This window comes from Dyella choica (assembly GCF_003977665.1).
Taxonomy (GTDB): Bacteria; Pseudomonadota; Gammaproteobacteria; order Xanthomonadales; family Rhodanobacteraceae; genus Dyella_B; species Dyella_B choica.
In genome coordinates, this window is the sequence record NZ_RYYV01000032.1 from 1 (window position 1) to 11,734 (window position 11,734).

The 11,734-nt window shown below is 60.4% G+C and carries 11 protein-coding genes; 2 read left to right on the forward strand and 9 right to left on the reverse strand.

What is annotated here, in order from left to right; genetic code table 11:
• Positions 1–516: 516 nt before the first annotated feature.
• From EKH80_RS22215 to EKH80_RS22235, 5 genes are all read right to left on the reverse strand, one after another.
• The gene (locus EKH80_RS22215; RefSeq protein ID WP_126686994.1) at positions 517–945 is read right to left on the reverse strand and encodes a DUF1801 domain-containing protein; all 429 of its coding nucleotides are present in this window, start codon (positions 943–945) and stop codon (positions 517–519) included.
• Positions 946–1,049: 104 nt separating this feature from the next.
• Positions 1,050–1,793, reverse strand: a complete 744-nt coding sequence (locus tag EKH80_RS22220; protein WP_126686995.1) for an SDR family NAD(P)-dependent oxidoreductase — start codon at positions 1,791–1,793, stop codon at positions 1,050–1,052.
• Positions 1,794–1,796: 3 nt separating this feature from the next.
• Entirely contained in the window at positions 1,797–2,405 is a 609-nt protein-coding gene (locus EKH80_RS22225; protein WP_126686996.1) for an NADPH-dependent F420 reductase, read from the reverse strand.
• 44 nt (positions 2,406–2,449) lie between these two features.
• Positions 2,450–2,896, reverse strand: coding sequence for a DoxX family protein (locus tag EKH80_RS22230; RefSeq protein ID WP_126686997.1), 447 nt, complete (start codon positions 2,894–2,896; stop codon positions 2,450–2,452).
• A gap of 51 nt (positions 2,897–2,947) precedes the next feature.
• Positions 2,948–3,817, reverse strand: coding sequence for a pirin family protein (locus EKH80_RS22235; protein ID WP_126686998.1), 870 nt, complete (start codon positions 3,815–3,817; stop codon positions 2,948–2,950).
• Between the two features lie 96 nt (positions 3,818–3,913).
• Here EKH80_RS22235 and EKH80_RS22240 point away from each other — a divergent pair, with 96 nt between their 5' ends.
• Positions 3,914–4,798: a LysR family transcriptional regulator gene (locus tag EKH80_RS22240; RefSeq protein ID WP_126686999.1), complete on the forward strand. Its 885-nt coding sequence runs from the start codon at positions 3,914–3,916 to the stop codon at positions 4,796–4,798.
• Between the two features lie 287 nt (positions 4,799–5,085).
• On the opposite strand, the gene EKH80_RS22245 is transcribed toward EKH80_RS22240, so the two are convergent.
• Positions 5,086–6,474, reverse strand: coding sequence for a dienelactone hydrolase family protein (locus tag EKH80_RS22245; protein WP_126687000.1), 1,389 nt, complete (start codon positions 6,472–6,474; stop codon positions 5,086–5,088).
• Between the two features lies 1 nt (position 6,475).
• A complete protein-coding gene (locus tag EKH80_RS22250; protein ID WP_230473884.1) occupies positions 6,476–7,453 on the reverse strand; it encodes a DMT family transporter in 978 nt (325 codons plus the stop codon).
• A 159-nt stretch (positions 7,454–7,612) separates the two neighbouring features.
• Here EKH80_RS22250 and EKH80_RS22255 point away from each other — a divergent pair, with 159 nt between their 5' ends.
• Positions 7,613–8,518 (forward strand): LysR family transcriptional regulator, encoded by a 906-nt coding sequence (locus EKH80_RS22255; RefSeq protein WP_126687001.1) that lies wholly within the window; start codon positions 7,613–7,615, stop codon positions 8,516–8,518.
• A gap of 522 nt (positions 8,519–9,040) precedes the next feature.
• On the opposite strand, the gene EKH80_RS22260 is transcribed toward EKH80_RS22255, so the two are convergent.
• The gene (locus tag EKH80_RS22260; protein WP_158628918.1) at positions 9,041–10,015 is read right to left on the reverse strand and encodes a DUF4189 domain-containing protein; all 975 of its coding nucleotides are present in this window, start codon (positions 10,013–10,015) and stop codon (positions 9,041–9,043) included.
• Between the two features lie 486 nt (positions 10,016–10,501).
• Positions 10,502–11,734 (reverse strand): ABC transporter permease, encoded by a 1,233-nt coding sequence (locus tag EKH80_RS22265; RefSeq protein WP_126687003.1) that lies wholly within the window; start codon positions 11,732–11,734, stop codon positions 10,502–10,504.

Sequence of the window (11,734 nt, forward strand, 5' to 3'; positions counted from 1 at the left end):
TCGCTGAATTTGGATTTCTTCATGACACCTCCTGGCGGAAAAGATGCCAGAAAGTTCTACTTCCCGCATGTCCAGGACCTGGGGGAGCTTACGGAACGAAGGCGGCCAGTCGACAGGCTGATGTCGGCGCAAGGCCCCTGAGCCCAACGCAAGTACTAGGTCTGCGCGCAGCGCTTTACTTCCTTCGCTTGCATAGCGATGGACAGCTGCAAGCCGAGTGGGACGAATAAGCCGTTCGCGTATGCAAATGTCTTTACGGCACACCGACTGGAGATCGGTGTGCCGCCAAAGAACCAAGAAGGAGTGCGCCGATTTGGGCAAGGAGCAGCCTGTGGATCGGATCGTGTTAACAAGCCCTTTCACGTAGCTTCGATCAGGCGGCACACGATCGCCGTCGCCCCCTCGACAGTGACAAAGCGCTTGCAAAGCATGCCGAGCCCCTCGCCGCCATCTGCGACACCAGCCGCTGTGCCATAGCCATCCCGTGCCTAACCGATCCGACTCGAAAATGAATTGTTAGACGCGCGTCTTTTCAACCCCATATCGCATTGCATCTACAAGAATATCAACGTCTATATTTCTAAGCGCCCGGAACTTGATGCAATACCCTGTTACGCTTGCCTGGCCGATCCTTTTTCCATATTTCTCGGCCAAGTACTTTTTGTCCTTTATCCCCATAATATAGACGGATATGCCGGTTGTGTTCGCACTCATGCCAATCTGATAGAACTCCCTGGTTTTTCCATCGGCATACTTTAGGGCCTGCACTCCATAACCTATGTTCGGATTGGAAACCACCTTACCGCTTTCATCTCGGCCATCGAGAAACCACAATTTACAGTCCGGCATGATCCCAAGAATGATGCCATGAAGCTCTTGCATATCGCTTCGTTTGAGCTCTGGCTGAGCTTCGATATAGTCTTTGATTTGGTGGCGTACGTTCATAGAAAAATCCCTGCTCGGGGTCTACTTGGCCAATCCTACCCCGATAGCCCTCTCCAATCGCCCCAACCGTGCACAGGGCGACCCGGTCCACTGAGGGCCAGCGGTCAACCGAGCCGATATTGCCCGCCATCCACGACGATGGCTTGCCCGGTCATAAAGGCCGCGTCATCGCTGGTCAGGAACAGCACGGCGCCGGTGATGTCTTCGGGTTCGCCCAATCGCTTGATCGCCTGCTGCTCCCACGTCGAGCGCTTTTGCTCTTCAGACTGCGAGGAGGTGGCCGGCGTATTCATCAGCCCAGGCAGTAGCGCATTGGCGGTAATGCCGTCGCCCGCGACGTCGTTGGCCAAGCCCCGCATGAATCCCATGATCGCCATTTTGGAGGCGATGTAGTGACTCATGCCGAGTATGGCCAGGCCAACCATGTTCGACGAAATGCCGACAAAGCGGCCCCACTTTTTCTTCCTCATCCCTGGCAGGAAATACTTCACGCTCAGGAAGTGCGAGTCCAGGTTCGTGGCCATCGTCTTTCGCCACGTTGGTAGATCTAGCTCATCGATAAGCCGATTTGGAAAGTAGCCGGCATTGTTCACGATAATATCGATGTCCCCGATTTCCTGGCTCTGAAGGAACACCGAACGCCAGTCCTCTTCCCGCGTCACATCGAGCGGCAAGGCAAAGGCGTTCTTTCCGATCTTGCCAACCGTTGCTTCCGGGGCGGCGAGATCCGTAGCGATCACTCGCGCGCCCCGTTTGGCCAGGGCCAGAGCAATGGCCTGCCCAATGCCCTGCCCTGCACCGGTTACCAGTGCGGTCCGACCTTCGTGGGTACTCACCGAGCTGTTCATGACCTACTCCCGCACAGGGGATTCATGGATAAGGCTGTGCGACACCAGCGGCCCGCCGAACTGTTGCAGCAAGCCGCCTTCGTCAAGCCTTCCCAAGGTGATGGGATGGAAGCCAAGCGAGCTGACCAGCGATGCGACCTTCTCGTTGGCATCGGCGTGATCGCCCGAAACGAAGATGGTGCGGCTGCCCTTGCCCTGCCGCGGCTCATCCGCAAGTAGGGCTGCCGGCAGCGTGTTGAACGCCTTCACTACCTTGGCGCCTTTGAACTGCGCCGACAGCACCTGACTGGAGGGTCGCCCACCAAGGTCCATGGGCTTGAACGCGGGAAATTCGATCGCATTGGTGGCGTCCACCACGATCTTGTCGGACCAGTCGTTGCGCCATTGAGCAACGTCACCCGCTGCTCCGAAGGGGACGGCAAGGATGATCACGTCGGCATTCAGCGCCGCTGAGATTTCCGCGGCGCTTACGGTGGGATCGAAGGCTTGCAGTTCGCCTGTCAGCGAGGCGGGTCCGCGGCGATTGGCGATGACCGCCTCGATCTTGCTGCGTGCAAACTGTTTGGCAAGGGCGCCGCCAATGGCGCCCGATCCGATGATGGCGTAGCTCATGAGATGTCTCCTGAAGAACGGACGAAAGGATGGGACCGGACGGATCAGCGCGACTTGTTGTCGAGGCTAAGCGGGCCTGCGCCGTTGACGGTGAGCAGGAGGAAAGCGCCGGCGATCGACACGTTCTTCATGAACATGATCATCTGTACCTGGTCGGCGAAGTGGGTGTGAAACAGGAAGCCGGTCAGCAAGGTAAAGCCGGCCAGCAGGAACGAAACGATGCGGGTTTTCCAGCCGAGAATGATGGCGAGGGAACCCAGCACTTCGGTGGCGATCACCAGCGGAAGCATGCCGCCCGGTACGCCAACGGACGCCATGTAGCCAGCGGTAGCCGTGTAGGCGGTGATCTTTCCCACGCCCGAAAGCAGGAACAAACCAGCGATCAGTACGCGGCTGAGCAGTTCGGTGGTGCTCTTGAGGGTGAGGTTGGACGGGACTCGTGCGTTGTCGACGGACGAGGCGTAAGTGGCGGTTTCAATCTTGGTGTTCATGATGGATTCTCCGTTTGGGATGGATGGGTCATAGAGACGGACAGTTAGGACTTACTTCAGGCGGCCAGCGGCACGCAGCCGCTGGCCGATACGAGCGATCTCCGCCTCGCCTTGGGCGAGTGCGCGAGAGTTGGTGTGGACGGAGTACTTGCCCATCACCAGGGGATACGGGTGCTTCACGGCAGCGCCGAGCACGAAGGACACGTCGTCATGCGCCACCACGTCGATGGCATGGTCGGATTCTTCAAAGATGACGAGATCGCCAGCGGTGAGGCTCTCGGGCACGCTGGTCGTGCCGTGATGCAAGGCCATCCACGCTACGGTCTCGTTCGGGTTCGGCTGAAAGCGCCAGCGCTCGCCCGCCTTCAGGCGCACATGCAGATAGGTGATGCCCGCCGGAGCACGGATCGGGCTGTTCGCGCCCTGATAATGCCCAAGCAGTACCCGCGCGGGACCCACGGCAGGAACCTCTTCCGGTGCGATGTTCTGGCTTTCCGGGACGCCGTTTTCCTGGTCCGGCGGCAGCGTCACCCAGAGCTGGAAGAACTCCACGGGCGTCTCGCCAACGACACTGCCGTCGTGCCACACGCCGCCTGCCGCTTTCATCCACTCCAGCCCACCCGTCAGCACTTCGCCCTGTTTGCCGGTGGTGTCCTCGTAGGTCACGCGCCCCGTCAGCACTGCCGTCAAAGTGGCAATGCCCGAGTGCGGGTGGATGCCGAACAGCGGGACGTCTGACGGCGGCAGCACGCCGCCATCCAGGAAGACGAACGGCTTGATCCACTGGCCCAGATCGGAGGGGCTAACAAGGCGGGTGATGGGGCCGTGGCGATAGCCCCTGGTGACCGAGCGGATCCCGCGTACAGGGGCGGCTCGATCGTCGACTTGTTTGGGCTTGGGAATGGCGGCAACGGCGTTCATGGGGGCGTCCTCGTCTGCGATGGATAAAGGCTAGGCCTTGTCCATGCATCCGAATAGCCTATATATTTCGATTCAATCTATCGTTTTGGACGATATATGCTCGACGCCGTCACGCTAGACCAACTGCGCACCTTCATTGCCGCGGCGGAAGAAGGCAGCTTCTCCGCCGCCGGCCGCAAGCTACGACGCGCGCAATCAGTCGTGAGCCAGACACTGCTGAATCTGGAAGCGCAGCTGGGCGTCACCTTGTTCGATCGCAGCGAGCGTTATCCAAAGCTGACCGAGGCGGGCGTAGCGTTGCTGACAGAAGCGCGCGGTGTGGCCGATCAAATGGACAGCTTCAAGGCGCGTGCCCGCTCGATGAAGGAAGGCCTGGAGCCCGAGCTTTCCGTGGCGGTCGATGTGATGTATCCCATGGATGGACTCACGCGTGCCGCTGGCTACTGTCGGGAGTTCTTCCCCAACACACCTTTGCGCATTTATGTCGAAGCGCTGGGCGGCGTGATACGGCCGGTGATCGACGGCGTGTGCCGCATTGGCATCGTGGGCTCGCTGCCGGTGATACCCGACGAGCTCTCATCGGAGCCGTTGATCGACCTTCTCATGGTCACCGTGGTGGCGCCGTCACACCCGCTGGCGAAGCACAAGGGCGTCATCAGCAAGAAGCTCATCGAAAAGCAGGTGCAACTGATACTGACTGATCGCACCCCGCTGTCCGAAGGGCGAACCTTTGGTGTGCTTTCGCCGTTGACATGGCGCCTTGCCGACCTCGGTGCGAAGCATGCGTTCTTGCTTGCAGGACTGGGCTGGGGGCACATGCCCTTGCACATGGTCAACAAGGATATCGACGCGGGAACCCTGATGAAGATCAAGGTCGAGGGCGTCGCTCGCGACGCGTTCCTGCCCATGCACATCGTCTATCGCAAAGACGCGCTTCCTGGGCCAACAGGCCGCGCCTTCATCTCGCAATTGCGCTTCTGATGACCCATCGAACCCAAGTCACACCTTCGGACGATCACGCGCTCGTTGGGCCAACAATGGGCGTTAGCTTGCCGCTCGTTCTCGCCGGTAACTCCGCTTTGGGCTTGGAGCCCAGAGCACGTCATACCCCCGATAACGCTCCCTAATCGCCTACCCTGTCGCTTGCTGCTTACGAAAGGTTTCGATCAGATCATTTCCAAGATCAAATGATGTCTTGAGAATCCTTGGAGATTTGGAGGTGGCCATCGGCCGCGGAAAAGCAGCCGCCGGCTCGCTGGCCCTCCCATTCAGGCCAGCGCTTCGCCGAACAGAGCCAGCAGCCGCGACCATGCCCGTTCCGCATGGAACGGGTGATGGGCCTTGGCGTCGAGTGAACACCAGCCGTGCACGGTGCCGGCGTAGACCTCGATCTCCACAGGCAGCTTTGCCTTGTCGTAAGCCTCGCTAAGAGCGGTCTTTGTGCCTGGATCTGCCTCGTCGTCGTTTTCCGCGATTGCAAACAGGGCGCGTGCCTTCGTCTCAGGCACGCGCAAGTGCGGACTGTTCGCCTCTTGCGTAACGAGCTTGCTGCCATGGAACGAAGCGATCGCTCCGATACGGTCGGCCAATGCGGCTGCCGTGCGGATGCTCATAGCCCCTCCCATGCAATAGCCGATTGCCCCTAGCTTTCGCCGTGGATGCACACACGCCTGTTGGTCAAGGTAGTTTGCAAAGGCCACGGCATCCGTTGCCGTCATATCCGGGCTGATCGCGTTACCGAGGTTCATAGCCATTTCGCGTCCCGCTGGTTCGTTGAAACGGTTCCAATCCAGCTCGATGGGCGCCCTACTCTTTCGATAGTGAGGGTTAACCACGAGCACCGAGTAGCCGGACTCGGCAAGCCGTTTCCCGATCTTCTTGAACGCCGGCCGCAAGCCCAGGACATCCGGCCACAGGATCACGCCAGGATGAGCCCCGCTCGTCGGATGGACGAAATAACAGTCGGCTTTGCCGTCCGGGGTATCGATCGTTATGTCGCTTTCGCTTACGTCCAGCGCGTGGGAAGCGACGGTGAACCTTGATCGGCGATGTCTGGGTTCTTCCGCTTCGTCGATCAAGGCAACGGCAAAATCCTCGATCGAGATCGACGAGACGCCACGGCAGTCGATGAGCAGCTCGTCGCGGCCTGACCGGTAGTAGCCCGTGCGCATACCGGGCATCAGCAGCGCGGGAGGACTGACATAGGTCCAATCGGACTGGGTGTCCGCGATACAGGTGTCGAACTGTATGTTGCACGCCCTCGCGATATCCTGGACGTCAGCGGGAACTAAGTGAGGATCGTCGATGACAAGGTCGCCAGTGCCGGGCAGCTTCAGGCTCGCAGCTCCTCCTACCAGAAGGAGGCGTACGCCCGACTGCGCGACCCCGGCCAGGAGGGCCTTGGCAGTAGAAGCGAGATCCTCCTCGTTGCCTACCGACGGACGCGTGGCGCTTATGATCACGTCCTGGTCGGCGGTGAGCGCGGCTACTTGCTGAGCGCTCGCTGCGTCGCCGACTTTCCCTTGAACGCCGGCAGGTAACGACGAAAGCTTCGCCCGGTCGCGAACCACGGCCGTCACCTCGTGTCCGCGCGAGAGCGCTTCCACGACAATGCGAGACCCGACGCTTCCTGCCGCTCCAAATACGGTAATACGCATATCATCGAACTCCTGTCGAACGGATTGAGGATGAGGATGGGTTGTGACTCGCCATGACACATGTCTCGGCTGGAGGCCAAGCCCTCCGGCGCAACAGGAGGCTCATCGCCAGTAGCACCAGTAACGCGCCCGGCAGCCAACGCCATGAGATGCTTTGGGGCTCAGTCATGAAGAGCAGAAGCATCGAGACGAACGGAGGCACATAGGCATAGGAGGTCACTGATCCGGGCGTCAGGACAGGGGTGGCATGCTGCATCAACCAGAATGTGCCGCCGGTGGAGAGGGTTCCCAGGTAGGCCAGAAGAAGGGCGTCCGATGCGGTCAGGTTCTCGAGTCCCCGGAGGTCCTCTGTCGCCAGCCCGAGAACACCTACCAGCAACGCGCCAAACACCAGACTCCAGAACGTGCGGACCTCGGCCCGCGCAGAAATACAGTGGCTGGAGAGCCCCCATCGGCTCAGGACCGCGTAGAGCGCCAGGCCGAGACAACCGACGAGGTAGACCGCCTCGACTCTGCCCAGGTGCATTCCGCCAAGTCCGCCGGCGTTCCCGGCCCAGGCCATGCCCAGCGCACCGCCGGCTCCGAGGGCCAATATCCCCAGTAGGCGCATGCTCGACGGCTCCACTCCGAAGCCAATGCCAAGACAGTAGGCAAGGAAAGGCACACTGACGGAGAGCACCGCCATCGATAGGGCGCTGGTCCGATGCGCGGCCCAAAACATCGCACCAAAGAACACCGCCTGGCACAGTCCCATGACGATGTACAGCGCAAGCCCGCGCAGTCGGGGCCGCTGGCCCAGCGTGCGCCAGACCAGTGGCAGCAGGACGATGGCTGCGATGGCGAAGCGTAGCGCTGTGAGCAACAGCGGTGGCAGGCCGATCGTCAACAGCCCCACTATCGAGAAGGACAACCCTTGGATCACTGCCCGGAGCAGCATGCCCAGGTGCGCGCGCGCTGTCTTCTGTGTCATGTCGATCATCTCTACCTCGAAAGCCGCGGCGCCGCCTGGGGCGCATGGTTACGGCATGGCATCCCCGCGCAGTGGGGCCTGCTGGGTGAGACGAGTAAGGTAATTCATAGCTAAGAATGATTTAATGCACGCAAGAGAAGATGCACTAACTACTAAGGGTGAATAATCATGGATCGCCTGACGGCCCTGAACGTATTTCGCCAGGCGGTAGAGCTCGGGAGCTTTGCGGCGGCTTCGCGGCGCCTTCGCATGTCGCCGGCGGCCATCAGCAAGAATGTCGGTGAACTCGAAGCCCATCTGGGCGTGCGTCTTCTCAATCGCACGACCCGGCACATGAGTCTTACCGAGGCGGGTTCGCTCTACTACGAACAGATCGTCGGCGTGCTCGACGACCTGGAGAGCGCCGACAGCTCGCTATCGCCTCTGCAGCAGGTTCCGAAGGGAACCCTGCGGATCAGCGCGCCCACGAGCCTGACCCTTCTAACGCCCTTGTCGAAGACGATGGCGAAATTCCTCGATCGTTATCCGAAGGTCTTGGTTGACCTCCGCCTGGAGGATCGCCGGGTCAATCTGGTGGAAGAAGGATTCGATCTCGCGATCCGTGCCATGGACAGCCTTGGCGATTCGAGCCTGGTCTCAAGGAAGATCATGACTACGCCACATGTGCTTTGCGGCGCGCCATCCTATCTTGAGCGCTTCGGTGCGCCGGAAGAGCCATCGGATCTCCGTCGCCACAACTGCGTGCAATTCACCCTGTCGGGCCACCCCGACGAGTGGGTATTCCATCGCGACGACCGCGCCGTCCGGGTGCCGATCGCAGGGCGCTACAAGGTCTCGTCGAGCATGGCGGTTCGAGATGCGCTATGCGCCGGCTTCGGACTGAGCCTGATCCCGCAGATCTATGTGCAGGAGGAGATCGAGAGCGGACGCCTGCGCACCGTTCTGGACGGGTGGTCGGCAGTCGAACTTTCGGTTTACGCGGTCTATCCCTCCAGGCGCCACGTAGTGCCGAAAGTTCACGCCTTTGTGGATTTCGTTGTAGGTGAGCTGGGCCAAGGCGCAGTCCAGGATTAGCGGCAAAAGAGGCGCCCGCTTTGGCACTTTCCTTCAGAACTGGCGTCTTCTGGCAAAGCATCCACGCAACCAAGCACAAGCCGACGCCGCCTGTGGCAACAGGTGGTCGGGCTGAGCCTGACGCTCATCAAGCAATTGATGGGAACTCGCGGCCCCGAAGCGCCGAACCATGGGCGCTCCGGGGCTACTCTTAAGCAATGTCTGCACCAGTCCTTCCATTCATCGAGCTGGTCTGCGCTGATTGGCGTTGCGTTCCCGGCTTCTCAGTGAAATGCAAGGGCCCGAACTTCGAGGCCGAGCTCGGCGGCCAACGCGAGAAAACGCCCGACTCACCATAGCCGGCCGTGCGCCCTACCCGCGATAATGCTCCTTAATGACCCTGCCCAACGTCCACTCTGGAATGCGGCTTCAACCGGTCGTGGCAACCAATTAATGAAGCCGTACTGTGACGCGGATATGGCAGAAACGAGGGTGACTGCATAGGCACCATTGCCGCCTCAACGGCAACGGTGCCACCTCGACCTATTGCTTGGCTGCCTCTGGATTGCCCCTAGGATAGCGTCGGCCAGAACAGCGGACCATTGCCCGGCAGGCACCATACTTGGCGGTGCACTTCGCCTGCGCAGCAGCCTTTGCTGCCGCCGGCTCAGGATCCAGCGCGGTTTCGAGATCGTGCCCTTTCTCTTTGGCCCAAGCAAAGCCGGCACAAGTGTTCTTGAACACCTGCACCACCTTACAGTTGGGGCAGTCTGAGATAGCCAGGGATTCGGCGGCCTTCTGATCGGTCTGGTTATAGCTGCTTTGAATGTCTTCGGTGCTGGCGACAATGGCCCCCCAATACTCGCGAGTGTCCAACCGTTCCGACAACGCAACCGGGTCGGACGCCAGACGCATCGCCTCGGTCGGGTCCCGCTTCTTCTTGGCCCAATCCCGGCCGTACAGGATCGGCATCACGTCCATAAAGCTCAACCCATTGGGTGACGGAACGGCGCCATAAATGACCGGCGGGCTCATCAACTGGCAGTGGCCGACAAGGCTTTGCTGGTTGCACTTCTGGAAGGCCGGCTGAATCGTATCGCCGCTGTAGGGGTCTTCGCTGGCAAAGAACTTGCCCGCGCTGTCCTGAACGACGGTCACGCTCCCGTGCACTGTCGTGACAACCTCACACGACTTACTGCCTTTTTCCTGGCATTGATTGAGCGCGGCAGCTGCCGCCGACTCGCGGCTGAATTCTGCGTAGACGGAGTACCCCATATCCGTTGATCGATCGTAGGCGAGTGCGCCGTAGGTGCCTGGGGCCGGACCGTCGTAGTTCGTTTCCGGATAAGGGTTGGCGCGCTGGTTCGAAGTATTGCCGCCGGGGATCGGGACGCAAGTCTGCCAGCCTTGTCCACTTTGCGGGTACATCCCTGGCGGACAACCACCCTCGGCATGAGCGGGCCTGTGCACAAGCGAAGCGAGCAGAAGCAGGATGAAGCTTAGAAATTTCATCGCCATGTATCTTTGCGCTGAGACCGAACCACTTGGCATGCCACCTCCGATCCTCTGCAATGCACTACCGTGTAGCATCTGCATAAAACCTCCCCTTGATTTAAAAAACTCCTTGATCCACACGGCATCGAGATTCAGATCGTTACCGTGCAGATGGATCTTTGAGATTCGCGCCAAGCCCCGGGACGAAAGCCGGGGCACGTATAAGCACCTTCGCTTCCAACACCCGCTTCAACGTTTCGGCAAACACCGCTCTTGTTTCCCCCAGCCCGGGTCAGAGGAGGAGTCCACTCGTGAAGCTTACGTGCATTGGCGCGACATCGCCAAGCGGGTTTTCCAGCCGCTTGGCGCGGACCGATTTGAGCGAGCGGCCGATGGCTCTACCTTAGGTCGCTACCCATTCGGGGATAAGGTCAGTCGCCCTACCCCGATAACACGGACCAACCATCCTTCACCGTCATCAGCCCGTCGGCAGCGAGTCCTTCGCCAAATTCAGCCACCCCTGGTTGCCATGACGGGAGGCACCGCAGCGGCACGAAGCGCCGGCCCCAGCACCGCGAGCTGACCGATCGACCAGAGCGCGATCGCGCCTGCCGGGAGGTAGACCGATGGCAGCCGCGGTAGCTCGTAATGCTGCATCAGGAACAGGTTCATGCCGTAAGCCAGCGCCATGCCTAGCGTGATGCCGATCGTCGCCAGCACGAAGTTTTCGGTCTGGAAGTACCGCAGGATGTCGCTTCGGGTAGCGCCGAGGGCGCGGCGTACGCCGATCGTGCGACGGCGCTGTCCGACCCAGAAACTAGCCAGTCCTGCGATCCCCAGCGCTGTGATGACGAGCATTGCCACGATGACGCCCGCAAGCATGCTCGCCATAGCTCGATCGCTCTCGAAGAACCCGTGGCGCACCTCGTCGTAGGTGCGCTGCTCCACCACGATGCGATTGGGATCGAGACGCTTGAGCTGCGCCAGCGCGGATTTCAGCACGTGCCCGCGATCCCTCGCTGCGGTGCGGATCACGTAGCTTCCACCCTCCGTAGCGGTAAGGCGTATCGGATACACGATGCTGTACTGAGCGCCGTTGCGCAGATCGTTCGGTCGTGCCAGCGGGGCACTTACCCCGATCACCTGCAAGGGAATATCGTTGCCTACGTAGATCGTCTTGCCCAGCGTGTTCTGATCCGGCCACAGCCGCGCGGCGACTGCCTGGGAGACGATCACGGCGTGCGGCAGATTCTTCATGTCGTTGCTGTGCAGCGCAGGCATGACAGCCTTCAGGTCGAGCAGCTCGTCGGGCTGAAAATCACGCCCCGAAATCAGCCTTACACCCAACGTAGCCAATAAGTTCTGGCCATAGTAGCTCGCCACTTCAAGCGAGTTATCCCGTTGGTTGGGGCGTAGCTTGATGCCACTGCTGGACATGGCATAGCCACTGAACGGCAGTTGGTTTGCCAAGGCCACCGCTTGAACTCCGGCGATCTGTCGCAAGGTGGCCAGATCGGTTTGCGCCTGCGCATAGGCACCCGGTCGATCGCCGATGTACGCAAACTGGATCTGCAGGAGTTCGTGCTCGGCGATGCCGCTGGGAATGTCCATGCGCTGAAGGCGTTGATGGATGAGAAACACCGCGTTGCACACGATGGCGCAGGTCAGCGCAATCTGCAGGATCAACAGGAGAGCCGTGATCTTGTGGCGCAGAAGCGTGGAGAGAATCGGCCGGATACCCAT

What these genes read in the sequence shown, in the direction of transcription:
- EKH80_RS22265 (WP_126687003.1), bottom strand. Translation starts at nt 11,734, where the DNA reads ATGGGTATCCGGCCGATTCTCTCCACGCTTCTGCGCCACAAGATCACG.
- EKH80_RS22225 (WP_126686996.1), bottom strand. Translation starts at nt 2,405, where the DNA reads ATGAGCTACGCCATCATCGGATCGGGCGCCATTGGCGGCGCCCTTGCC.
- EKH80_RS22245 (WP_126687000.1), bottom strand. Translation starts at nt 6,474, where the DNA reads ATGCGTATTACCGTATTTGGAGCGGCAGGAAGCGTCGGGTCTCGCATT.
- EKH80_RS22255 (WP_126687001.1), top strand. Translation starts at nt 7,613, where the DNA reads ATGGATCGCCTGACGGCCCTGAACGTATTTCGCCAGGCGGTAGAGCTC.
- EKH80_RS22235 (WP_126686998.1), bottom strand. Translation starts at nt 3,817, where the DNA reads ATGAACGCCGTTGCCGCCATTCCCAAGCCCAAACAAGTCGACGATCGA.
- EKH80_RS22215 (WP_126686994.1), bottom strand. Translation starts at nt 945, where the DNA reads ATGAACGTACGCCACCAAATCAAAGACTATATCGAAGCTCAGCCAGAG.
- EKH80_RS22220 (WP_126686995.1), bottom strand. Translation starts at nt 1,793, where the DNA reads ATGAACAGCTCGGTGAGTACCCACGAAGGTCGGACCGCACTGGTAACC.
- EKH80_RS22230 (WP_126686997.1), bottom strand. Translation starts at nt 2,896, where the DNA reads ATGAACACCAAGATTGAAACCGCCACTTACGCCTCGTCCGTCGACAAC.
- EKH80_RS22240 (WP_126686999.1), top strand. Translation starts at nt 3,914, where the DNA reads ATGCTCGACGCCGTCACGCTAGACCAACTGCGCACCTTCATTGCCGCG.
- EKH80_RS22260 (WP_158628918.1), bottom strand. Translation starts at nt 10,015, where the DNA reads ATGGCGATGAAATTTCTAAGCTTCATCCTGCTTCTGCTCGCTTCGCTT.
- EKH80_RS22250 (WP_230473884.1), bottom strand. Translation starts at nt 7,453, where the DNA reads ATGATCGACATGACACAGAAGACAGCGCGCGCGCACCTGGGCATGCTG.